General features: G+C 67.3%; 21 protein-coding genes. 10 read left to right on the top strand and 11 right to left on the bottom strand.

Translation table 11 applies throughout. The annotated features are described in order from the left end of the window. Positions 1 to 481 precede the first annotated feature (481 nt). Positions 482 to 808, bottom strand: a complete 327-nt coding sequence (locus I7X18_RS30060; RefSeq protein ID WP_404822724.1) for a WXG100 family type VII secretion target — start codon at positions 806 to 808, stop codon at positions 482 to 484. A gap of 293 nt (positions 809 to 1,101) precedes the next feature. Between I7X18_RS30060 and I7X18_RS04595 the strand changes: the two genes are divergently transcribed. Continuing rightward, positions 1,102 to 3,825, top strand: a complete 2,724-nt coding sequence (locus I7X18_RS04595) for an AAA family ATPase (protein ID WP_193044339.1) — start codon at positions 1,102 to 1,104, stop codon at positions 3,823 to 3,825. Positions 3,826 to 4,003: 178 nt separating this feature from the next. Here I7X18_RS04595 and I7X18_RS04590 read toward each other — a convergent pair whose 3' ends face one another. The 7 genes from I7X18_RS04590 to I7X18_RS04570 all read right to left on the bottom strand — a co-directional run bounded on the left by I7X18_RS04590 (position 4,004) and on the right by I7X18_RS04570 (position 7,524). Beyond that, entirely contained in the window at positions 4,004 to 4,513 is a 510-nt protein-coding gene (locus tag I7X18_RS04590; RefSeq protein ID WP_193044340.1) for a hypothetical protein, read from the bottom strand. A 2-nt stretch (positions 4,514 to 4,515) separates the two neighbouring features. Further along, entirely contained in the window at positions 4,516 to 4,971 is a 456-nt protein-coding gene (locus I7X18_RS04585; protein ID WP_193044341.1) for a hypothetical protein, read from the bottom strand. A gap of 142 nt (positions 4,972 to 5,113) precedes the next feature. Then, the gene (locus I7X18_RS04580; protein ID WP_193044342.1) at positions 5,114 to 5,806 is read right to left on the bottom strand and encodes a hypothetical protein; all 693 of its coding nucleotides are present in this window, start codon (positions 5,804 to 5,806) and stop codon (positions 5,114 to 5,116) included. Positions 5,807 to 5,871: 65 nt separating this feature from the next. Continuing rightward, entirely contained in the window at positions 5,872 to 6,099 is a 228-nt protein-coding gene (locus I7X18_RS29470) for a hypothetical protein (protein WP_226862926.1), read from the bottom strand. Positions 6,100 to 6,262: 163 nt separating this feature from the next. Next, positions 6,263 to 6,601, bottom strand: a complete 339-nt coding sequence (locus I7X18_RS29465; protein ID WP_226862927.1) for a hypothetical protein — start codon at positions 6,599 to 6,601, stop codon at positions 6,263 to 6,265. Continuing rightward, on the bottom strand, positions 6,508 to 7,236 hold the full coding sequence (locus I7X18_RS30055) for a WXG100 family type VII secretion target (protein ID WP_404822726.1): 729 nt from the start codon (positions 7,234 to 7,236) through the stop codon (positions 6,508 to 6,510). Before I7X18_RS30055 ends, I7X18_RS29465 begins: the two co-directional genes overlap by 94 nt. Before the next feature lie 3 nt (positions 7,237 to 7,239). Then, complete coding sequence (locus tag I7X18_RS04570) at positions 7,240 to 7,524, bottom strand: type VII secretion target (protein ID WP_193044343.1); 285 nt, start codon at positions 7,522 to 7,524, stop codon at positions 7,240 to 7,242. A 100-nt stretch (positions 7,525 to 7,624) separates the two neighbouring features. Here I7X18_RS04570 and I7X18_RS04565 point away from each other — a divergent pair, with 100 nt between their 5' ends. From I7X18_RS04565 to ppk2, 4 genes are all read left to right on the top strand, one after another. Further along, positions 7,625 to 8,848 carry an oxygenase MpaB family protein gene (locus I7X18_RS04565; protein WP_193044344.1) on the top strand — a complete coding sequence of 408 codons (1,224 nt, stop codon included), beginning with the start codon at positions 7,625 to 7,627 and terminating at the stop codon, positions 8,846 to 8,848. 185 nt (positions 8,849 to 9,033) lie between these two features. After that, positions 9,034 to 12,558 carry a carboxylic acid reductase gene (gene car, locus I7X18_RS04560; RefSeq protein WP_193044345.1) on the top strand — a complete coding sequence of 1,175 codons (3,525 nt, stop codon included), beginning with the start codon at positions 9,034 to 9,036 and terminating at the stop codon, positions 12,556 to 12,558. 36 nt (positions 12,559 to 12,594) lie between these two features. Continuing rightward, the gene (locus I7X18_RS04555; protein ID WP_193044346.1) at positions 12,595 to 13,065 is read left to right on the top strand and encodes a hypothetical protein; all 471 of its coding nucleotides are present in this window, start codon (positions 12,595 to 12,597) and stop codon (positions 13,063 to 13,065) included. Beyond that, positions 13,062 to 13,940, top strand: coding sequence for a polyphosphate kinase 2 (gene ppk2 / locus I7X18_RS04550; RefSeq protein WP_193044347.1), 879 nt, complete (start codon positions 13,062 to 13,064; stop codon positions 13,938 to 13,940). The genes I7X18_RS04555 and ppk2 overlap by 4 nt, the downstream gene beginning before the upstream one ends. Here ppk2 and I7X18_RS04545 read toward each other — a convergent pair. Next, complete coding sequence (locus I7X18_RS04545; RefSeq protein ID WP_198730525.1) at positions 13,937 to 14,356, bottom strand: MarR family winged helix-turn-helix transcriptional regulator; 420 nt, start codon at positions 14,354 to 14,356, stop codon at positions 13,937 to 13,939. The two genes, ppk2 and I7X18_RS04545, sit on opposite strands and share 4 nt — an antisense overlap. A gap of 108 nt (positions 14,357 to 14,464) precedes the next feature. On the opposite strand from I7X18_RS04545, the gene I7X18_RS04540 reads away from it, so the two are divergent. Next, the gene (locus I7X18_RS04540; RefSeq protein ID WP_193044348.1) at positions 14,465 to 15,190 is read left to right on the top strand and encodes a DJ-1/PfpI family protein; all 726 of its coding nucleotides are present in this window, start codon (positions 14,465 to 14,467) and stop codon (positions 15,188 to 15,190) included. A 199-nt stretch (positions 15,191 to 15,389) separates the two neighbouring features. On the opposite strand, the gene I7X18_RS04535 is transcribed toward I7X18_RS04540, so the two are convergent. Continuing rightward, complete coding sequence (locus I7X18_RS04535) at positions 15,390 to 16,538, bottom strand: glycosyltransferase (protein WP_193044349.1); 1,149 nt, start codon at positions 16,536 to 16,538, stop codon at positions 15,390 to 15,392. Between the two features lie 225 nt (positions 16,539 to 16,763). Between I7X18_RS04535 and I7X18_RS04530 the strand changes: the two genes are divergently transcribed. The 4 genes from I7X18_RS04530 to I7X18_RS04515 all read left to right on the top strand — a co-directional run bounded on the left by I7X18_RS04530 (position 16,764) and on the right by I7X18_RS04515 (position 20,156). After that, a complete protein-coding gene (locus I7X18_RS04530; RefSeq protein ID WP_197373277.1) occupies positions 16,764 to 16,901 on the top strand; it encodes a hypothetical protein in 138 nt (45 codons plus the stop codon). Then, a complete protein-coding gene (locus I7X18_RS04525; protein ID WP_193044350.1) occupies positions 16,885 to 18,054 on the top strand; it encodes a N(5)-(carboxyethyl)ornithine synthase in 1,170 nt (389 codons plus the stop codon). The genes I7X18_RS04530 and I7X18_RS04525 overlap by 17 nt, the downstream gene beginning before the upstream one ends. 218 nt (positions 18,055 to 18,272) lie before the next feature. Further along, positions 18,273 to 19,205: a cyclopropane mycolic acid synthase family methyltransferase gene (locus I7X18_RS04520; RefSeq protein ID WP_193044351.1), complete on the top strand. Its 933-nt coding sequence runs from the start codon at positions 18,273 to 18,275 to the stop codon at positions 19,203 to 19,205. Positions 19,206 to 19,271: 66 nt separating this feature from the next. Next, positions 19,272 to 20,156 (top strand): cyclopropane mycolic acid synthase family methyltransferase, encoded by an 885-nt coding sequence (locus I7X18_RS04515; protein ID WP_193044352.1) that lies wholly within the window; start codon positions 19,272 to 19,274, stop codon positions 20,154 to 20,156. On the opposite strand, the gene I7X18_RS04510 is transcribed toward I7X18_RS04515, so the two are convergent. Further along, complete coding sequence (locus tag I7X18_RS04510; RefSeq protein ID WP_193044353.1) at positions 20,149 to 22,392, bottom strand: alpha/beta hydrolase family protein; 2,244 nt, start codon at positions 22,390 to 22,392, stop codon at positions 20,149 to 20,151. The two genes, I7X18_RS04515 and I7X18_RS04510, sit on opposite strands and share 8 nt — an antisense overlap. Between the last annotated feature and the right edge of the window lie 35 nt (positions 22,393 to 22,427).

The following is a 22,427-nucleotide window of genomic DNA, read 5'->3' as shown; positions in this document are numbered from 1 at the left end:
GGCTTACCGGCATTGATCGCGCCCACTGCAAACGGCGGGGATGTCGCGAGGACAGCGGAGGGCAATCAAGGTCAGAAGCGTTTTGCAGACCGGATATCGCCCTGACGTGCGAGTCCAGATTCAAGACACCAGTACGAGTTAAATGTCTGGATCTTAACCGGAACTCCTACAAGATCGTCCGGAATCAGATCTGGTCACCTTCGGTTCGACACTCCAAGACCAGAACAGCGCCACTTGAAGTCTCGCGAAGGAAACCAACGCCGGCTGTCACCGCAACGGGTGCTCGAGCATCGGGCGCGACGGCGACAGCCAGGGTCTCAGTGCCCGCCCCGACGACGCCACACTTAGCCCTTCCTTCACTGTGGTCACGATTAACATGGGGCAACGTTCTCTGTCCCGACACTTGTTTCTCATGAGCGGCTCTGTAAGGCGGCCGACATCCGCACCGGATCGATCAACACCACCCACTGATCGGTCACGCTCAGCGGCCCTGCGTCAATGGCCTCGGCCTTACGCAGAAGTACGACCTGGCTCCGCCGATCGCCGAGCTTCCCGTCCGCAGTGCCGATGCGACAGCATGGGCATACTCGGACAGCTTCGTGGCATCTCCGTTCGCTCGCCCGAACATGGCGCTCGCCGACTCATGGGAACGCCCCTCCCAGGCCCGGGTTTCCGGCATCCGACCGCACGCGCTGCCGATCCCCTTCACCGAACCCTCGACCGATTCGGCTGCAGCTCCGACTGCGTCTGCCGACGTGGCGAGCGCGTCGGGATTCCAACCCTTCAGGGTGGGACGTGACGGCAGCATCGTTCAGAAGAGCCCGTCGAACTAGCCCGCCAGCGACTCGTCGGCCACCTCGAACGTGTCACCCGCGCCGCGCACGCTGTCCCCATCTTCGTCACGTTCTGCCCAGCGTCGCCGCCATCCGGCGCCCGCCCGCGCCGCTGATCCGCGCTGGGCTCGGCGGGCGGATGAGCTTCCTCCTCCGCAGCCAGCGCGTCTCCAACCGCCGATTCACCGCCGCCACCGACTGGCGACCCCGCGTCTCCGACGCCACCGTTGGGCTCGGCAGACTGCGGAAAGCACTTACCATCTGAAGCGTGCTGGCCGGCCGCGAACAGGAACTCCACTACCTGACGGCTGCCCTTTCGGACGCCCAGGCCGGACATGGGCGCGTCGTCGTCCTGCGCGGCGAGGCCGGAGTCGGCAAGTCCGCATTGTTGAGTGTGACAGTCGCCGCCGCCACCGACATGACGGTGCTGCGCACCCGCGGCGTCGAAGCCGAAACCGACCTGCCGTTCGCCGCCTTGCACCGGCTGCTGCGCCCCGCGCTCCACCACATCGACCGCTTACCGCAGCCCCAGGCGGACGCTCTACGTACCGCGTTCGGCATACAGTCCGGGCGCGCCGACGACCGCTTCGTCCTGTCTCTGGCCGTCCTCAACCTGATCGCTGAACTCGCCGACGAGCGGCCCGTGCTCTGCGCCATCGACGACACTCACTGGCTCGACACCGCCTCCGCCGACGCGCTGACATTCACGGCCCGCCGCCTCGACGCCGAACGGGCGGCCATGGTGCTCGCCGCCCGCGACGGTGCCACGAATCACCTGCAGCTCGACGACCTGCCGACGCTGCACCTGACGCCGCTGGGCCTGTCGGCGGCGACCCAATTGCTGCGCGCCGAGGTCGGCAGCGGCGTTCATCCCGACGTCTGCGTACGCCTCGCAACCGCCGCAGGCGGCAACCCGCTCGCCTTGGTCGAGCTGGCCCGCGCGCTGAGCCTCGACCAGCTCACCGGACGCCAACCACTTCCCGCACCGCTGCCCGTCACCGCACAGATCGAAAGTACGTTCCTGCAACAGGTTCGGCGCCTGCCGCCCGACACGCAGCGGATGCTGCTCGCCGCCGCCGCCGACGACACCGGCCGGTTGGCCACCGTCCTGGCCGCCGCCCGTCGCCTCGGCGTCGACGACACCGCGCTGGGTGCCGCCGAACGCAGCGACATCCTGCGCGTCGCCGACGGCGGTGTGAACTTCCGGCATCCGCTGCTGCGCTCAGCCATCTACCAGGGCGCCACGTTCAGCGACCGGCAAGCCGCGCACCGGGCGCTGGCCGACGCACTCAACGAGGGTTCGGAACCTGACCGGCGGGCCTGGCACCTGGCCGCGGCAGCGGCGGGGCCCGACGCCGACATCGCCGACGCCCTCGAAGATGCCGCGTCGCGAGCGGACCGACGCGGCGCGTTTGCCGCGGCCGCCTCCGCACTCGAGCGGTCCGCCGAACTCGCTCCGGACGCCGACCAGCGCGCGCAGCGTCTGTCCCAGGCCGCCGAACGGGCCTGGCGCGCCAACCAACACGACCGTGCCGCCCGCCTTCTCGACCGCGCCGCCGCGGTCCCCACCACACCGGCCGTGCGCAGCACGACTGAATACCTGCGCGGCATGGCGCAATTGGCAGCAGGGATGTCGACAAGCGCTTACCGCATCGTCCGCGACGCCGCCGAAGGCCTGGCCGCCACCGACCCGGTCGGCGCCCTGCAGTTGTTGCTGTTCGCGGCGGAGGCGGCATCAAACGCCACAGACGTCGACGCCCTCGTGTCTGTGGGCTCCCTCGCGTCGGAACTGCGCTCCGGCGACACCGCCCGCGAACGGTTCTTCGTCGACATCCTGACCGGCACCGCCGACCACTTCGCGGGCCGGCCAGCCGGCGCGGTGGCACCGCTGCGCCGCGCGATCGCCGCCGCAGCTGACTTCACCGAACCCCCGCTGCTCATGGTCGCCGGGCGGGCCGGCCTCTACGTCGGTGACGACGAGGCCGCGCACCACTTCAGCAGCCTTGCAGTCGAACTCGCGCGCGTCGCAGGAGAGATCGGACTCATCCCGGTCGCGGGCGCGCGAGCCGGATTGGCCGACATTCTGGCGGGGCGCTGGGCCGCCGGCGAGGCCGCGGCCACTGAAGCCGTGGGCCTCGCCGACGCGATCGGCCAACCAACCATCGCCGGGCACGGACTGGCGTGCCTGGCCCTACACGCGGCGGTACGCGGCCACGTCGAGCAGTGTCAGGCCTACGCCGAGCGGGTGCTCGCCCTGGCCGCGAGCCGGCCGATGAGCTTCGTCGAGGACTGGGTTCGCTGGGCGCTCGGCGTCACGGAGCTCGCGCGCGAACGACCTCGCTCCGCATTCGAACGGCTCCGCGACATCCGCCACCCCGTGGTCATCGTGTTCTCGACCCTCGACCGAATCGAAAGCGCCGCCCGCGCAGACGAACCCGACACCGCGCAACGGTGGATCACCGAGCTCGACGACTACGCGACGGCCTCCGAGCAGCCGTGGGCGCTCGCCCGACTCGCGCACGGACGCGCACTGCTCGCCGACATGCCCGACGCACAAGGGTATTTCGACGCGGCGCTTGAGCATCACCGCTCGGCCAACCGTCCGTTCGAGCGGGCCCGCACACAGCTGGAGTACGGCGCGTCGCTGCGAAGGACCCGGCGCCGCACAGCCGCCCGAGAACACCTGCAGGCAGCGTTCGACACCTTCGACGCGCTCGGAGCCGACCCCTGGAGTGAGCGGGCACAGGTCGAACTGCGCGCCTGCGGCCAGAGCGTACGCAAGCGCGACGACACTGCGTCACAAAAGTTGACACCGCAGGAGACACAGGTGGCCGGCTTCGTCGCGCAGGGGCTGACCAACGCCGACGTCGCCGCCAAGCTGTTCCTGTCGCGACGAACCATTGACTTCCACTTGCGCAACGTCTTCACCAAACTCGGTGTCACGTCCCGCACCGAACTCGCACGGGTCCTCGCCGACGTCACGACACCGTGATCGCTATCCTGCCGACCGTGCGCCCCGTCCCACTCTCGCAGTGCGCCGCCGCCTTGTCCTCCAAGCCGGAGGTGGACGCCGTGTCCGCCGTGAGCTTCGCGTCGGCCATCCAGTGGGCCAGCGCCGGCGTCGTCGAAGTAGGTCAGCACGGCGGCGCCGCGGTTCTTCTCGATGGTGTTCACAGTGCTGCCGTCGCCTTCCGTGACCGTCGCCGAATCTGCAGCGTTGCAACCAGACCGGCGTCGCATACGAACAAGCCGATCAGAGCGGGAGCCGTCATCGCCCATCCGGTGCCCGCGCCGGCGGTGACGCCCCAGAACAGCTTGCCGATGGCCATCAGATTCAACAGGATGACGCCCCACAGCAGGGAGCGCTTCCAGAACACGAGGCAGTACGCGGTCAGGGACGCCGGAACAAGCAACGTCCATGCCACCTTGGCGACGGTCCACGGTCCGGTCAGCCAGTCCCGCTCGAAGGCGAGGAATTCCTCCACCCGGGCGTCGGGGGTGTCCGGCGCGGGGAACCAGAACATGCTGGTGGCCAGCGCGACCAGGGTCGCGACGATGCCCGCCCCGCTGCGCCGGTAGGCGAACCACGCCAGCGGCAACATGAACAGCGGACGGATGTACCAGCTCAACACGTTGTGGTGGCGTTGCCACACCCAGTCGAGGATGTCGGCGGCGCTCACCGTCAGCTCCTGCCTGCGTGGCTGACGGCCGGAGCCTCGACCGGCGGCGAGACCGGCGACCGGAAGGCCAACACGGTCAAAGCGATTGCGGTGACGGACACGATCGACAGCGTGAGCGTCTGCAGCACCTGTTCGCTGACGGTGGGCAGGATGTCGACGTGCGTCTGGTGATAGATCTGGTGCGGGACGTTCGCCACCATGACGGCCATCCCGGTGACCCTGGCCAACCACACGCCGCCGATCAGCAGGGCGGTCAGCGCCACCAGGCCCATCGCGATGTTGCCCTGGCCGACGTCGCGCAGCAGGTGTTCGTTGTACGGCCCGTCGATGTCCACCCAGTGCAGCCCGAATCCGGGGAAGTGGTCGTAGAACGAGCGCGGGGAGAGCTGCTGCCATGTCCCGGTCGCGAGCAGGTAGACGGCGAACCAAGCGAGTAGGTACTTGACGGCCCGTTGCATTGTTCCTCCTTGCGGCGACGATCCTCGTCACTGGTGATCGTCTGCCGGAGTGCGCCCGGTTCGGACCGGTCAAATTGCCGGGATTGTGTCATTCCGGCGGGCTGACCGAACCGCGGGAAGCGTGGATTGCAGCCCTTGCTGCTCACACCGTCTCGAACCGCTGCTCGCGAAGCCGCTTCAAGGCAGATCCGTCACAGAGCTCGGCGCGATCATCAGCATGGCGCCAGTAGTGCCGCACCATCCAATAAAGGGCAGTCCCCTTCGGCACATAGAAGTCCGCGCCGTCGATGATCTTCTCGCTGCCGTCTCGAAGGCAGAGGACGACGGCTCTGCGCGTCTTCTTCGTCTCAGTGCTGTCCGTGACATCAGCGATGTCATCCCATTGGACGGACTCCGTGAATGCTGCGTTTACGATGTCGATTTCGTCCGGTGTGAGTCCGACATACCCGATGCCGCCCCGCCACACGGTGATCAGCCCGAGTACCGCGATAGACGCTCCGAACCAACCGAGCCACGGCGAGAGCATCTGCATGCCTTGAGACATGGGAATGTCGATGCCTCCTCTCGGGACGAAGATCGCCAACGCTAGGAACGCCGGAACAGCCGTAACGGCCCCACATATGACGAGCACACCGAACCGTCTGTCGGGGAGGAGTTCGGTCCCATTGCGGTCGTAGATTGCACGTAGGGTCGTGCGACCGCTCTGTACCAGATGCAACGCTACTAGCACTAGGACCAGGCAGGCGACCAGGCAGAACATTGCGAGGACCGTGAGGTAATGCCCGCGTAGCAGCGATCGCACCCCGTAAATCACTCCCGGCGAGAAGGATGTCAACGACGCAACGGTGATCCATGTCAGCCGACGCCTACTGGCCTGCCAACCGGCTGGTTCAGGAAGCCTCAATACGGGCAAACCACGTCCCCCATCACCTTGCCGAGCTCTCCCATCCCGTATCCGCCGCCCGCCGCACCACCCGCGGCCAGCACGGGAACCATGAACCACGCTAAGGGACCCGTCGCGGCACCAGCCATGGCACCGACTTCAGCACCGGCCCATCCGCCACCAGCTCCACCGATTCCACCGAACGCCGCGATGCAGGCATCCCGGCCCGACTCAGCCATCACCATGTCGAACACCGTCGTCGCCACCCCCGCGCCGGGCCACCGAACTTCGCGGCCTTACCGATGTCATCGACGGACTCCGCGGTGAGCATAGGCAAGCTGCCGCCGTTGACCACGTGCTTCTCGAGGCGTGACAGAGCCGTGCCCGCCCCGAGCGACATGTTGTCGATCAATTGAACCGGCACCGCTTGATGTCGACCTCCCGCCGTCGTAAAGCCAGCGGTGCGATGCCCGTCGGATCCATGGACATCGTGAAGTTCGATCCGTCGGGCCACGTGACCGACGTGTAATCGCAATCGTTTCCGAGGTCGTGCCAGGAGCTCGATTGCGAGGTCTCCTCGCCGTCCTTGTCGAACTGCTCGACGGTGATGAAGTCCTGTCGACTCGGCCAGTCGAAGGGATCCTTCTTGGTGATCACCTGCTTACTGCCGTCTTGCATGTAGACGGTGGTGACCTCTTCGCCGTGCGAATTCTCCGATTCGACGACTTCACGAACCGTGACCGCCATATCGCCATTCCGCAGGGCCTGCTGATCGAGTATCCCCATCGGGTCCCGAGGGTTTGGGACTTGGTCGGGCGGCCTCTGCGGCGCCGTAGGAATCGCGAAGGATCCCCCGAGGGCTTGGCTTCGACGAACCCGAATCGCCCGCCGGCTGCCGTCACGACATTGGCTGTGTCCTCATCCGCGTCTCCGACCGCGGTCAGCAGTTTGTTGATGGCGCTCTGCTCCGCTGCCGCGAGCTTCTCCAGCTCGGCGAATTCCTCAGTCGACATCTTCACCGGATCGATCAGCACCACCCATTGATCGGTCACGCTCAGCGGCCCTGCGTCGACCGCGTCAGCCTTGCTCAGAAGCGCCGACCTGGCTCCTCCGATCGCCGAGCTTCCCGTCCGCAATGCCGCAGCGACGGCGTGGGCGTACTCGGACAGCTCCGTGGCGTCCGCGTTCGCTCGCCCGAACATCGCGCTCGCCGCCTCGTGGGAGCGCCCCTCCCAGGCCTGTGTTTCCGGCATCCGACCGCACGCGCTGTCGATCCCCTTCACCGATCCCTCGACTGATTCGGCCGCAGCACCGACTGCGTCTGTCGACGTGGCGAGCGCGTCGGGATTCCAGCCCCTCAGCGTGGGACGCGAGGGCAACATCGTTCAGAAGAGCCCGTCGAACTGGCCTGCCAGCGCGTCGTCCGCCACCTCGAACGTGTCACCCACGCCGCGCACCGCTTGGCCCATCTTCGTCACGTTCTCCGCCAGCTGCGTCGCCATCTGCTGGAAGTGCTTCCCCACCGCCCCTACCGCCCACTGCGTCGTCGAGCCAGGCAGCGCATCGCCCGCGGAAGAAGTCTTGCCGCCCACGTCGACCGCGCCGATATCCGCCGCCGCGATATCCACCTGACCGGCAAATGCGCGCAGAATCTCCGGGTCGACCAGCATCGCTACCTCCCGCACCCTCGTCCATGATCTTTCGATTCTGCGGCACCGCGGACACCCCCAACTCCGCTAATTTCGGTGCCCAGTGCGCTAAGACAGACCCATGCCGACCGCGTTCCGCTACCCGCCCACCGGCCGCCGCACCCGGCTCTCGAACACCGCACGCAAGCTCGGCATCGACCTCCTCCCCGACGACACCGTCGCCCAGAGGTTCATCGACGGCCTCAGCGAAGGCGACCCCACCGCCGAACGCTTCGTCGCCGAGACCTACCACGGTGACCTCGGCGCCCGGAAGGCCCGCGACCTCGTCGAGCAGGCGCAACAACACGGCATCGACACCATCGACGACGCACCCGACTCCATGCGCGAGCTCTTTGCGGAGTTCGAACAGCTCCCCGGTTGGCTCGACCCCGACCTCCTCGAACAGGGCGCAGCCGTCTGGCGCCGCTGGGCCTACGCGCTCGGCGCCCTCGGTAACGCCGGCACCAACGACACCTACACCGAGGGCTGGCTCGCCGTCCCCCTGAGCCTGAGCGGTGGCTACGCCGGCGACCGGGCGCTACACCGCTACCTCGAAACGTCGAAGTGGTGGATCGAGGTCTGCCGCCCCGGCGCCCTGCTCACTCCGAACTCCCCCGCCCGCAACATCTCTCTGCACGTGCGCATCATGCACGTGAGCGTCCGCGACCGCGTCAGACACCACCCCGAATGGGATGCCACCCGCTGGGGTCTGCCGATCAGCCAGTCCGCCATGCTGCTCACCCTGCTCGGCGGCAGCGTCGCCCCCGCCCTCGGCCTGTTCGCGCTCGGGCACCTCACCTCACCGCAGGAGATGCGCGCCGTCCTGCACTTCAACCGCTACTGCGGCCACCTCGTCGGCGTCCGGTGCGACGGGTACTTCCCCGAAACCGTCGCCGACGCCTGGCGCATCCTGTTCCTGGCCGACTCCGCCCGCAGCTACGACAGTGCGCGCAGCGGCACCGAACTCGTCGAATCCTTCGTTCCCGCGTTCGAGCCGACCCCGGCGCACAAAGGCCTCGCCAGAATCAGAGCCGAGTACCACTACCGGGTACAGGCGGGTTACCTCGGTCTCTACATGCTGCCGTGGAACCGTCGCCGCTACCGCCTGCCGTCGGCCCTGCCCGGCATCGCGCTTCTCCTCGCGAAGGCCCCGCTCATCGCGGCCCTCGAACTCACCCGGCGCCTCAGCCCGCAAGTAGACCGCCGTTGGCAGCTCGCCAACCTCCGACGGTGGGAACGCTGGCTCGAATGGCAATCGGCCGGTAGAGCCGCCACGTTCGAAGCCGCGGCGCCGCTACGCCGCTGACGACGCCGTGATGTCGCTCACCGACTGATCACCACGGCTTCCGCTGAACAGCGCATTCTGCCTGCGTACAGCCGTAAAACAGTGGTCCCACAGCACATTCCCAGGACTACATCCGCTCCACACGCCCGTTGCTCCTAGTGACAGCCGCACGGCTCCGTCGCACAGATCGACTACGGGAGACTCCCATGTCAACACCAGCCACCGAGCGCGAAGCGCGGCTCCTGCACCGCTTCGCCCAGTTGACCTCAAGTGACGCGCAACTCATTGCCGCCCAACCTGATCCAGCTATCACCGACGCCATCTACCAGCCCGGCATACTCCTCAGCGACGTTATTCGCACTGTCACGACGGGCTACGCCGACCGGCCCGCTCTGGGCCAGCGCGTCGTCGAGTTCGTCACCGACGAATCCGGCCGCACCGTCGCCGAACTGCAGCCCCGCTTCGAGACCCTGACCTACCGCGAGACCTGGTCGCGGGTGCAGGCGCTCGCTCACGCCCTGTCCCGCAATCCCGTCCAGCCCGGCGACCGGGTTGCGACGCTGGGGTTCACCAGCGCCGACTACGCCATCGTCGACATGGCCGTGTCCCTGACCGGAGCCGTCGCAGTGCCGCTGCAGACCAGCGCACCGCTCACGCAACTGCACCCGATCATGGTCGAGTCCGAGCCCGTGGCGATCCTCACCAGCGTCGATTACCTGAGCGACGCAGTCGAACTCGCACTCACCGCACACGCGCCGCAGCGGTTCATCGTCTTCGACTACCGCCCGCAGATCGACGACCACCGTGACGCCCTCGACGACGCCGCCGCCCGCCTGCGCGAACAGCACCTCACCGTCGAAACCCTCGAGGACGTCATCGCCCAGGGCGCGAATGACGCCCACGCACCGGAGATCAGCAGGGCAAACCCCGACGACCTGCGGCTGCTGATCTACACCTCGGGGAGCACCGGAGCCCCGAAGGGCGCGATGTACACCGACTACCTGGTGGCCAACTGCTGGCGTCGCTGGTTCAGCCCGGACTGGGACGTCGACGACAAGCTGCCTGCGATCAGCGTGAACTTCATGCCGCTGAGCCACGTGATGGGCCGCGTCATCCTGTACTCCACCCTCGGAGCCGGCGGCACCGTCTACTTCGCCGCACGCAGCGACCTGTCAACGCTGCTGGACGATCTCGCCCTCGCGCGCCCGACCCGGCTCGACTTCGTCCCCCGTATCTGGGAGATGTTGTTCCAGGAGGTGCAGAGCGAAGTCGAGAAGCGGATGGCGAGCGGCCCCGGTGACCTGAGCCGTGACGAGGTCGAGCACCAGGTGATGGCCGAGCAACGCGAGAGCCTGCTCGGCGGAAGGCAATTCGCGGCGATGACGGGTTCGGCCCCCACGTCACCGGAACTGCGCGCATGGTCCGAGGATTTCATCGACGCCCACATCGTCGACGGGTACGGCTCCACCGAGGCCGGCGTCGCGCTCATCGACGGCTACATCCGGCGCCCACCGGCCCTCGACTACAAGCTGGTCGACGTACCGGACCTGGGCTACTTCGCCACCGACCGACCGTATCCGCGCGGCGAGTTGTACCTCAAGACAACCGATCTCATCCCTGGGTACTACAAGCGGCCCGACGTCACCGCCGAACTGTTCGACGCCGACGGCTGGTACCACACCGGCGATGTGATGGCCGAGACCGGACCTGACCACCTGGTCTACGTCGATCGCCGCAACAACGTCCTCAAACTCTCGCAGGGTGAGTTCGTCACGGTGTCGAAGCTGGAAGCCGCCTACGGCGGACACCCCGCGATCCGCCAGATCTTCGTGTACGGCAACAGTGCTCGCTCCTACGTGCTGGCCGTCATCGTGCCCACGGACGACGCTCTGGCCGGCGTCGGTGGTGATGTCACCGCGGTCAAGAAGGTGCTCAGCGACGCGTTGCAGAGCGTCGCCCGCGAGGTGGGCCTGCAGTCCTACGAGATCCCGCGCGACTTCCTGGTCGAGACTCGCCCGTTCACCCTCGACAACGGCCTGCTCACCGGCATCCGCAAACTGGCCCGCCCACAGCTCAAGGAGCACTACGGCCCGGCACTCGAACAGCTCTACACCGACCTCGCCGAGGGACAGGCCGACGTGCTGCGTGACCTCCGCCAGCATGGCGCCGACGCCCCCGCCCTGCAGACCGTCACCCGCGCCGTGGAAGCGCTCCTCGGGACCGCCGACGCCGCACCCGACACCGCGTTCACCGATCTCGGTGGGGATTCGTTGTCAGCGTTGACCTTCGCCAACCTGCTGAACGACATCTTCGGCGTCGACGTGCCGGTCGGCGTGATCGTCAGCCCGGCCAGCGACCTCGCGGCCATCGCCGCCTACATCGAGGTGCAACGCACCGGCGGCTCCAAGCGACCCACCTACGACGCGGTCCACGGCCGTGACGCCACCGAGGTCCACGCGAAAGACCTCACGCTGGACAAGTTCCTCGACGAGGCCACCCTGGCGGCCGCGCCGTCGCTGCCCGCGCCGAGCGGCGAGGTCCGCACCGTGCTGCTGACCGGCGCCACCGGGTTCCTCGGCCGGTATCTCGCCCTGCAGTGGCTGGAGCGGATGAATCTGGTCGGCGGCAAGGTCATCGCGCTGGTCCGCGCGAAGGACGACGACGCCGCACGGGCCCGCCTCGACGCGACGTTCGACAGCGGAGATCCGAAGCTGCTCACCCACTACCGGGAACTCGCCGCCGATCACCTCGAGGTGCTCGCGGGCGACAAGGGCGAGGCGAATCTCGGCCTGGCGCAGGCGACCTGGCAGCGATTGGCCGACACCGTCGACCTGATCGTCGACCCGGCAGCGCTGGTGAACCACGTACTGCCCTACAGCCAGCTGTTCGGGCCGAACGCCGTCGGCACCGCGGAGCTCATCCGCATCGCCCTGACCACCCGGATCAAGCCGTTCGTCTACGTCTCGACGGTCGGTGTGGCCGACGGGATCGCACCGGGCCGCTTCGTCGAGAACGCCGACATCCGGCAGATGAGCCCCACCCGCGCGATCGACGATAGCTACGCCAACGGCTACGGCAACAGCAAGTGGGCCGGCGAAGTGCTGCTGCGCGAGGCACACGACCTGGCCGGCCTGCCCGTGGCGGTGTTCCGCTGCGACATGATCATGGCCGACACCAGCTACGCCGGGCAGCTCAACGTCCCGGACATGTTCACCCGCCTGATGCTGAGCGTGGCCGCAACCGGCATCGCGCCGAACTCGTTCTACGAGCTGGACGCGGGCGGGAGCCGCCAACGTGCGCACTTCGACGGTCTGCCAGTCGAATTCATCGCCGACGCCATCTCGACGATCGGCGCGGCGGCACAAGAGGGTTTCGAAACCTACCACGTGATGAATCCCCACGACGACGCCATCAGCCTGGACACCTTCGTCGACTGGCTGATCGAAGCCGGCTATCCGATCGCACGGGTGCCCGGATATGCGGCGTGGCTGGATCGCTTCGACACGGCGCTGCGGGCGCTTCCGGAGAGGCAACGCCAGGCATCGCTGCTGCCGCTCATCCACAACTACCAGAAGCCCGGACACCCGATCAACGGCTCACTGGCGCCGGCCGATCACTTCCGCGCCGCGGTGCAGGACGCCAAGATCGGGCCGGACAAGGACATCCCGCACCTGTCGGCGCCGGCGATCGTCAAGTACCTCACCGACCTGGAGCTGCTCGGGCTGCTTTGAGTTCAACGGCAGCGCCAACCCGCTACCGTGGAACCCATGGCCGGAAACATCGATGCCGCTCACCCTCCGCAGGCGCTGCTCAAGGTCGTCAACCCCGCGCTGCGGTTCGCCCTGCGGACGCCGCTGGGCTCCGCGCTCAAGCAGTTCATGGTCGTCAGCTTCACCGGCCGCAAGACCGGCCGCCGCTACTCCGTCCCCGTCAGTGCCCACCACCTCGACGGAGACCTCTACGTCATCCTCGAGGCGGGCTGGAAGCACAACTTTCGCGACGGCGCCCCCGCCGACGTCCTCCACAACGGCCGCACCACACACATGCACGGGCAGCTCATCAACGACCCCGAGGCCGTCGCCGACATCGTGCACCGGGTCGCGACGTCCTACGGCGCCAAGAAGGCGCAGCAGACCATGGGCCTCAAGTTCCGGGACAACACCGTCCCGTCGAAGGACGAATTCGTCTCCGCTGCTGAACAAGGCATCGCCGCCATCCGGCTCACCCCCGCGACGTGACACAGATCGACCTCGAGACCCTCTCGACCACCGACCACGGGTTCACCGTCCTAGACGACGATGACGACGACCCCGTCCTGCTCGACCGCGCCGGCAACCCCATCGAGACGTGGCGCGAGCGCTACCCCTACGACGAGCGCATGCCGCGCGAGGAATACGAGTCGCTGAAGCGCAAGCTGCAGATCGAGCTCCTCAAGCTGCAGCGGTGGAGCAAACGCACCGGTGCCCGCCACGTCATCCTCTTCGAGGGCCGCGACGCCGCGGGCAAGGGCGGCACCATCCAGCGCTTCATGGAGCACCTCGACCCCCGCCACGCCCGAACGGTCGCGCTCGAGAAGCCCACCGAGCAGGAGAGGTCCCAGTGGTACTTCCAGCGCTACGTCGCGCACCTGCCCACCGCCGGTGAGATCGTGCTGTTCGACCGGTCCTGGTACAACCGCGCCGGCGTCGAGAAGGTGATGGGCTTCGCCACCGAAGAGCAGCAAGCCGAGTTCATCCGTCAGGCGCCCGTATTCGAGAAGATGCTCGTCAACGACGGCCTGCACCTCACCAAGTTCTGGTTCTCGGTGTCACCGGCCGAGCAGCGCACCCGCTTCGCGATCCGGCTCATCGACCCCTTGCGGCACTGGAAGTTCTCCGACATGGACATCGAGGCCGCGCGGCGGTGGGATGACTACACCCACGCCAAGGAGCAGATGTTCGTCGCGACCGACACCGACCACGCACCGTGGATCGTCGTCAACACCAACGACAAGAAGCGCGGACGGACCAACGCGATGCGCTTCCTGCTCTCGAAGTACGACTACGACGACAAAGACCCCGACGTCGTCGGCGAACCGGACCCGCTGATCGTCGGCCGCGCCCTCGACGACTAACCCTCCGACAGGGCCTGCTGCGCAAGCCGCGCCAGTTGCGAGCGCACCTCGGCATCGACACCGAGGGCCTCATCACACGCCGCGGCCGCCTCGGCGGCGAACGCCAACAACTCGCGTCCGCGTTCTGTCAACCGTGGGTACGACGCGCGCCCCCGCGCTTCGGTCGTCACCGCGCCCAGCGCCACCAGCTGCGCCATCGTGGCATGCATGCTCTGCGGGGTGATGCGCGCTCGACGCGCCAAGTCGCTGTACGACAGTTCGGGCGACCGCGAAAGATGCCCGAGTGCTCCGATGTGCCGCAGGGTCAACCCTTCTCGGGCCAACGCCGCCTCGAATCGGCGTTGAGCCAGCCGGCCTGCGCCGATGAGCAGCATCGTGGTGCTCATGGCGACGCTGGGCTCGTCGGGCTCTGACACGTCACACTCCCGGACTCGGCGATGTTCAGCGACACCGTACCGCCGATACCGTTGACGGTTTATCAGTCGGACTGTTAGTTTGACTGAAACCGTCACGAGGAGCCTCCCATGACCGATACGACCTTCAGCCACGACACCGACTTGCCGCCGGTGACCGTCGCCATCTTGGTTTGCCCCGGCTACATGCCCGTCGACATCATCGGAATGCACACCGTCTTCGGCACCGCACCGGGTGCCACCGTGCACCTGGTGTGGAAGGACCTCGACGAGATCATGGGGTTCCCGACGTTCCCCACCCGGGCCACCACCACGTTCGCCGACTGCCCTGCCGACCTCGACGTCATCTGGACCGGCGCCGTCGCACCGGAGATCTTCGACGACGAGGAGACGCTGGAGTTCCTCGCCGATCGCGGAAACCGCGCCCGCTGGGTCGGTGGAAACTGCGGTGGCACACTGCTTCTCGGAGCAGCAGGCCTACTGCAGGGATACCGGGCCACCAGTAACTTCCAGCAGAAGTACCTACTGGAGCGATTCGGCGCCATACCCGCCGACGGTAACGTCGTCATCGACCGCAACCGCATCACCGCTGGACCACTCACCGGCAGCGTCGAAGCCGCACTGCTTCTGGCCCAACGGTTTTACGGTGACGATGCGGCACGAGAGATGGAATTGCAGGCCGAGTACGCACCGCAGCCGATCTTCGGCGTCGGCCGTCCCGACCTGGCCGGGCCCGAATTGACCCAGCGCGCACTCGACCACAGTGCGGCTATCGTCAGGCCCTATGTCGAGGCGATCGACCGCGCGGCCAAACGCCTTGGCGCCGTATCGGTCTGACGCCTCAGCGCCAGAAGCCCCGCGACTTGCGCTCGTCGCCGTCCACGTCCACGTCCACCCAGTCACCCGACGCGTAGGAGTGCCACTCCTTCGCGCCGTTCATCGATGTCCTTCACCGCCAGGCTGAATCGCTCGAACCGAGCTGCCTGGTAATGACCACAGCGCGCCGTGTGGGAGTTCCGAACGGCGAAAGGGCTGCTCAGACGAACGCAGGCCGCCCGGCGAGCACCTTCTGCGCCAGCCGGAGGTAGCTGGCCGTCACCACGGGCCAGGCCATGGTCGGCGCCAGGCGCCGGCCCTCACCGGCCAGCGCACCGGCAAGGCGCGGTTCGGTCAGCACCCGGCGCAGCGCGAGCGCCATCGCGGCCGGGTCGTCATGGTCGACGACGATTCCGGCTCCCGTGCCGAGCAATTCGACGGCGTGCGGGAACGCGGTTGCCACGACGGGCCTGCCGCTGGCCACCGCCTGCGCGAGGACGCCGGAGCCCGCTTGTTCGGTGGAGTCGTAGGGCAGCACCACGGCGGCCGCCGAGCGGGCCATGGTCGTCAACGCCGTCTGGCTTCGGTAGCAGTCGTCGAACCGGACCGAGTCCGCCACACCGAGCCGCTGTGCGCGGTCGATGCACGACTGCCGGTACGCCTCGCCCTCTTCGGGGGAAATGTTTGGATCCGTCTGTCCCACAACAAGATACTGTGGCCGACCCGGCACATCGCTCAGCGAGGGCATCGCGTCGATCACTCGCTCGATGCCCTTACCGGGTCCGATCTGCCCCCACGTCAGCAGCGTCGGGCGTCCGGCGCGTTTCGGCCCGGCACCGCGCGGCAGGGTGACCCCGTGCGGAATGGTGCTGATCTTGTCGTGGTCGACGTTGTAGCTCGAGCGCAACCGCGCGTGTGCGGCGTCGGAGATCACCACCACGCGGTCGGCCTTGGCGACGATCGATTCGAGCACCGCACGCTCTTGCGGCGAGGGGTTTTTCGGGATCGTGTGCGCCAACACGATCGACGGGACGTGCAGACCATCGAGGATGTCGAGCACATGCTCGCCGGCCACACCGCCGTAGATGCCGTACTGGTACTGAACGAAAGCCACGTCGTACTGGTTGAGCAGGGCCGCACACTCCTGCGCCGACCCGTCGCCGACCTGGCCCACCACCCGCGGGTCCGTCGCGGCCGTATCATCGGCCACCCGTACCACGCCGACCTCGGCACCGAGATCGTTCAGCCCGTCGCAGAGCGCCCCGCTGAACGCCGCGACCCCGCACGGAGTCGGTGCGTAGGTGCTGAGGATGCCGAAACTGGGCGTACGCGAAACACGTTGCGACGAAACGGCGGATAAGACAGTCAAAGGTGGTCCCGACTCGCGGTTGATTATCGGCGCAGTCGACGTGAGCGGTTGCTCGGTGAGATCAGCGGCGGACGGCTGACCCGGTCCGGACTGGCTGGGCTCCCAACCCCTTCACGGTACACCCTGCGGTGCGTCGCGGTCGATAGTCGCGGTCCACGGACTCCCGATCAAGGGTAGGGTCAAAACGATCGGGACCATTCAGGCCCCCAATTCAAAGGGCCGACAATGTCTGACAAGTCACCCCGTTCGACCATGAGCAAGAAGTCCGGCAAGAGCCTCAAGGAGAAGCGGGCCGTCAAGCAGGACAAGGTCTCCGCCAAGCTCTCGTCCGCCGACGCTCTTTTCAATGCCAAGAAGCACTGAGACAGAACACCTTTCGCTCGGCGTCCTGGCCCACTCGCGGAAGCCGGACGAACGCCGACTGCCGATTCACCCGGCACATCTGAGCCGAATCGCTCCTGAGCTCCGCGACCGGATCTACCTCGAGACCGGATACGGATCGGATTTCGGCGCCACCGACGACGCGCTTGCCGAGTTCGTGGGCGGTATCCGCACGCGCGCGCAGCTGATCGACCAGTGCAGTGCCATCTTGCTGCCCAAGGTGCAGGCCGAGGATCTGTCGGAAATGGGCGAGGGCCAGATCGTCTGGGGTTGGCCGCACTGCGTGCAGGACACGGCGCTGACCCAGGTCGCCATCGACCGGAAATTGACGCTGATCGCGTTCGAAGCCATGAACCACTGGCAGGCCGACGGCGGATTCGGTCTCCACGTTTTTCACAAGAACAACGAACTCGCCGGCTACTGCTCCGTTCTGCACGCCATGCAGCTCGCCGGCATCACCGGTAGCTACGGCCGGCGGCTGCGCGCGGCCGTCATCGGGTTCGGCGCCACCGCCCGCGGTGCGGTGACCGCCCTCAACGCCCACGGCGTCGACGACGTGCGGGTGCTCACCACCCGTGAGGTCGCCGCCGTCGGCTCCCCCATTCCCGGCACCCAGATCGTGCAGATGGGGCAGGAAGACGGCAGCATGTGGGCCGACACGCCCGAGGACGGCAGCATCCTGCTCGCCGACTTCCTCGCCGGCCACGACATCGTCGTCAACTGCGTTCTGCAGAACCCGGCGGCACCGCTGATCTTCCTCACCACCGAGGACCTGCCCGCGTTCACACCGGGCAGCCTGATCATCGACGTCTCCTGCGACGTCGGCATGGGCTTCAGCTGGTCACGGCCCACCACGTTCCGCGAACCGGCCGTCGAGATGGGCAACGGACTGCTCTACTACGCCGTCGACCACAGCCCGTCCTACCTCTGGAACTCGGCGACCTGGGAGATCAGCGAGGCGCTGCTGCCCCACCTGGACACCGTCCTCGCCGGGCCGACCGCCTGGGCGGACAGCACCACCGTCTCGCGGGCCATCGAGATCCGCGACGGCACCGTGCTCAACCCCGCGATCCTGGACTTCCAGCACCGCGCCCCGACATATCCCCACGCGTTGCTCGAGTGTCACACCGGGTGAGAAGCCGCAGCCACCGTTACGCTGGTCAGGTAGGTCCGGTTAGCTCCTGAAGACTCGCGGGGCCGCCGATGCGGCTCTGGATTGGCAATCCCCATGTGCGCCAGCCATAGTGACGACGTAATGCTTTCGCCGATTGACGGCAGGCGTAGTCTCGGCACCGTGTCGAGCAGATGGCACCCCTTGTTCACCACCGAATAGCAACTTCACCAGGACGGACGATGGCAGATACATCCAGCGCAGCCCCGAAGGCCGAGTCCGCGTGGCTCTCGAAGTCCGCTTCGCAGACCCGTGGTTCCGACAAGGGCGAAGTCCAGTTCCACTACGACATCTCCAACGAATTCTTCAAGCTGTGGCAGGACCCCAACCAGGTCTACAGCTGCGCCTACTTCGAGAAGGACGACTACACCCTCGAACAGGCCCAGATGGCCAAGATCGACCTGTCGCTGAGCAAGCTGAAACTCGAGCCCGGCATGACACTGCTCGACATCGGCTGCGGCTGGGGCGCCACGATCATGCGGGCGGTCGAGAAGTACGACGTCAACGTCATCGGCCTAACGCTCTCCGAGAACCAGAAACAGCACATCGAGGACCACTGGTTCGCCAATTCGAAGAGCGACCGCAAGATGGAGGTCCGCCTGCAGCCGTGGGAGGACTTCGACGGCCGCGTCGACCGGATCGTCTCGATCGGCGCCTTCGAACACTTCGGCTTCAACAAGTACGACGACTACTTCAAGAAGACCTTCGACTGGCTCCCCGAGGACGGCGTGCAGATGTTGCACACCATCACCATCCCGGAGGACGAGGAGATCAAGGCCAAGAAGCTTCCGCTGACCATGTCGCGGGTGCGGTTCATCAAGTTCATCATGGACGAGATCTACCCCGGCGGCCGTCTGCCGCTGGCTTCGATGGTCACGCAGCACGCGGTCAAGGCGGGCTACACCGTCACCCGTGAGCAGCACCTTCAGCCGCACTACGTCAAGACTCTCGACACCTGGGCGCGCAACCTCGAAGCCAAGAAGGACGAGGCCATCGCGGTCACGAACGAGGAGATCTACGAGCGGTTCCTCAAGTACCTCGACGGCTGCGCCGACCTTTTCCGTCAGGGCTACACCGACGTGGTGCAGTTCACGCTGGAGAAAGCACCCGCTTAGTCAAGCTAAGGTATCTGCGTCATAGACACGACAAGATCAACACATGAGCGCGGGAGGACAACGCAGATGACGGACACCGGGTCGGGGGGCTCGACGAAGATGAAGGTGGCGTACGAGGACATCCAGGCCCACTACGACATCTCCAACGAATTCTTCGGGCTCTGGCAGGATCCGACGCGGACGTACAGCGCCGCCTTCTTCGAGCGTGAGGACATGTCGCTCGAAGAGGCGCAGCTGGCCAAGATCGACCTGGCGCTCGGCAAGCTGGGCCTCGAGCCCGGCATGACGCTGCTCGACGTGGGCTGTGGCTGGGGCGCGATGATGAAGCGCGCGATCGAGAAGTACGACGTCAACGTCATCGGCCTCACCTTGAGCAAGAACCAGCGCGCGCTGGGCCAGGAGATCCTCGACGGGCTCGACACCCAGCGGTCGCGTGAGGTCATGCTGCGCGGCTGGGAGGAATTCGAACAGCCCGTCGACCGCATCGTCAGCATCGAGGCGTTCGAGGCGTTCCCGAAGGAGCGCTACAAGGCGTTCTTCGATCTGTGCCACCGCATCATGCCGGACGACGGACGCATGGTGCTGCAGACGATCATGGGTCACCCGCTCAAACGCTGGCCGGAGCTGGGTGTGCCGATCACGATGACCGATCTGCGGTTCATGCGCTTCATCGCCAAGGAGATCTTCCCCGGCGGTTCGGTGCCCTGCGACGAGGACGTCATCGAGTACTCGACGGCGGCAGGATTCTCCGTCGCCGAGCGCGACGACCTCACCGCCAGCTACGTCCGGACCCTGAACACCTGGGCCCAGAGCCTCGAAGCGCAGCGCGAGCAGGCGATTGCCGTGACCAGCGAAGAGGTCTACGACCGGTACATGAAGTACCTGTTGGGCTGCGCGGACTTCTTCAACCGCAACGTCAGCTACGTGGAGCAGTTCACGCTCGTCAAGTAGCCGTCAGCATGAGCTGAGAGCGACCGACGGGGACGTCGACCACCGCTCCCGCCGGTGCGCCGTCGAGCTTCACCGTCGTGCCCGGCGGCAGTGACGCCAGCCGGATCCGCACCGCGCGGTCGGTGGACACCGCGATCGTCGAGCGCGACAGCGTCGCGAGCCCCGCCCGCACGACGTCCACCGCGAGCCCCGCGACACCGCTCAGGTCCAGGGTCAGCAGTGGCAGCGGGTCGACGTCGGCGCCCAGCTGCCACGTCATCTCCGTGAACAGCCCGGGCGTGGGGTCGAAGTCGGGGATGACTCCGCGACGGCGCCGGATCGTGCGGGTGCGGTCGGGGCGCGCGTAGGACCGGGCGTCGACCTTGGCGCGCTTCCCGCGCTCGGCCGTCACGTCGTCGGCGGCGCGCAGTTCGGACACCCACCACACCCGGTGCGGTCCGATCCCGAGGTCCTCCCGCACCAGCTGCGGATACCAGGCGAACGTGATGTGGCCCGGATCCGCTTGCCGCAGACCGGTTCCCATGTGCGCGATCGGGTCGTCGAAATCGTCCTTGAGCAGGAACGCGACGTGGTCCTCCACCGGATAGGCGGCGAACCGGTACCGGTAACCCAGCCGGTCCAGCTCGAACACCTGCTGCACGATCCCCGGAAACGGGACGAACTGGTCGAGCCCGCCGTGGGCGATGACGAACGGCAGCCAGCGGGCGTTCGCCAGCAGCGGCCAGCTGTCCCCCTCCCGCGCGCAGTGCGACGTCGGGTCGAAATCCGCGGGTGCCTCGACCCCGCGCACCAGCCGCACCCCGCACGTCGGCGGACCGGCGAGCACCACCGCCTGGGCGAACACCTCCGGATAGCTCAGCCCCAGCTTGTACGTGCCGTATCCGCCCATCGAGTACCCGGCGACCACCGTGCGGTTCGGGTCGGCGCCGAGCTGTTCGACGGCCCGCGCGAACACCTCCCACACGTCGAGTTCGCCCTCGTCGAAGTACCAGCACGCCGGGCCCCGCGCCAGCGGCGTCACGACGATCGAGTTGCGGCCGTCGCACACCTCGTGCAGCAGCTTCGGATCGAACGCGGCGTACTGGTTCTGTCCCAGCGCCAGCGAGTGCAGCATCAGCGTCAGCGGCAGCTGCCGTCCCGGTGCGTAGGTCGCGGGCAGACACACCGAATACGGCTGCACGCGGCCCAAAAACTGGGGCTTCGTGTCGAGGATGTTCCCGTCGGCCACCCCCTGCCCCAGCTCGATCGACGACACGTACCAGCGGGTGGACGTACCGGTGACCACCGGTTCGTCGTCGGCCCGGCGCTTAGCGAGCTGATCCCACGGCACTGCCAGCGAGAACTGCGATACGTCCCCGTCGTCCAGCGCGTCGGCCTGCGCGTGATCCGACCAGAAGTTGAGGTGGACCTTCTCCTGCTCGCGCGTGCGGAACGCGAGGTTGTAGACGTTGGGCTGTCCCGGCCCGGCGCCGCGGACGAACGGCACCTCCGCGAAACCGTCGCCGGCGTCGTCGGCCAACCCCGCCGCCAGCCGGACCGTCCACGTGCCTGCGGGTTCGACGAGCGCCCGGGGCACCTTGGCCAGGAACGTGCGCGACTCCATGTCGACCCGGTGCTCCACCCCGGTGCGTGTTCCGGTGGTGGGGTCGATCAGCCACGCCCCCTGGCCCGACATCAGCAGCGCCAGGTCGATCCCGGTGGAGCGGACACCGGCGTTCGCCGGCCACTCGTTGGTGGGCGCCGTGCCGCGATCGGTGTCGAACGTGAACAGACCGATCGGAATCGAGCTGTCCACCAACGTGTTCCAGTCGATCCGCCACCACGTGTGGGTGGTGTCCAGCCCGACCGCGACGCGGAAGATGTCCGCACCGTTGCCTGCGGCGGGCCCGTCGGGATACACGTAGGTGCCACGCGCCGGCGCACCTCCGGTCGGAACTTGGACGGGGATCCCCGAGGCGCCGTGGTCGTCGTAGAGGAAGTCGGTCCAGAACAGCGCCCCACCGGCGAACCGGCCCGTCCCGCACGTGCGCGGGAAGTCCTCCCCGAACGGCCAGCCCGCGGGCGCGGGCAGGCGCGGCTCACGCTGCAGCGCGGCCGGCGGCACTCCCTCGGGCATCCCGTCGATGACGACGAGGTCCGCGGCGGGCGATGGCGCCGGCGCGATCGCACTCCTGACGGCACCGGCGACGCGGCGCGCGACCCGGACCGGGAGCAGGGCGGTGGAGATCAATGACACCGCCCGACGCTAGGGCGAAAGTCGGGTTATGGCGG

This window comes from Mycolicibacterium baixiangningiae (assembly GCF_016313185.1).
In the GTDB taxonomy this organism is placed as follows: domain Bacteria; phylum Actinomycetota; class Actinomycetes; order Mycobacteriales; family Mycobacteriaceae; genus Mycobacterium; species Mycobacterium baixiangningiae.
The sequence above is the reverse complement of the archived record's forward strand: the minus strand, read 5'-3'. Positions and strand labels throughout refer to the sequence as shown.

What these genes read in the sequence shown, in the direction of transcription:
- I7X18_RS30060 (WP_404822724.1), bottom strand. Translation starts at nt 808, where the DNA reads ATGCTGCCGTCACGTCCCACCCTGAAGGGTTGGAATCCCGACGCGCTC.
- I7X18_RS04530 (WP_197373277.1), top strand. Translation starts at nt 16,764, where the DNA reads ATGTCTGACAAGTCACCCCGTTCGACCATGAGCAAGAAGTCCGGCAAG.
- I7X18_RS04565 (WP_193044344.1), top strand. Translation starts at nt 7,625, where the DNA reads ATGCCGACCGCGTTCCGCTACCCGCCCACCGGCCGCCGCACCCGGCTC.
- I7X18_RS04555 (WP_193044346.1), top strand. Translation starts at nt 12,595, where the DNA reads ATGGCCGGAAACATCGATGCCGCTCACCCTCCGCAGGCGCTGCTCAAG.
- I7X18_RS04520 (WP_193044351.1), top strand. Translation starts at nt 18,273, where the DNA reads ATGGCAGATACATCCAGCGCAGCCCCGAAGGCCGAGTCCGCGTGGCTC.
- I7X18_RS30055 (WP_404822726.1), bottom strand. Translation starts at nt 7,236, where the DNA reads ATGTTGCCCTCGCGTCCCACGCTGAGGGGCTGGAATCCCGACGCGCTC.
- I7X18_RS04515 (WP_193044352.1), top strand. Translation starts at nt 19,272, where the DNA reads ATGACGGACACCGGGTCGGGGGGCTCGACGAAGATGAAGGTGGCGTAC.
- I7X18_RS04570 (WP_193044343.1), bottom strand. Translation starts at nt 7,524, where the DNA reads ATGCTGGTCGACCCGGAGATTCTGCGCGCATTTGCCGGTCAGGTGGAT.
- car (WP_193044345.1), top strand. Translation starts at nt 9,034, where the DNA reads ATGTCAACACCAGCCACCGAGCGCGAAGCGCGGCTCCTGCACCGCTTC.
- I7X18_RS04585 (WP_193044341.1), bottom strand. Translation starts at nt 4,971, where the DNA reads ATGCAACGGGCCGTCAAGTACCTACTCGCTTGGTTCGCCGTCTACCTG.
- I7X18_RS04540 (WP_193044348.1), top strand. Translation starts at nt 14,465, where the DNA reads ATGACCGATACGACCTTCAGCCACGACACCGACTTGCCGCCGGTGACC.
- I7X18_RS29465 (WP_226862927.1), bottom strand. Translation starts at nt 6,601, where the DNA reads ATGGCGGTCACGGTTCGTGAAGTCGTCGAATCGGAGAATTCGCACGGC.
- I7X18_RS29470 (WP_226862926.1), bottom strand. Translation starts at nt 6,099, where the DNA reads ATGGTGATGGCTGAGTCGGGCCGGGATGCCTGCATCGCGGCGTTCGGT.
- I7X18_RS04525 (WP_193044350.1), top strand. Translation starts at nt 16,885, where the DNA reads ATGCCAAGAAGCACTGAGACAGAACACCTTTCGCTCGGCGTCCTGGCC.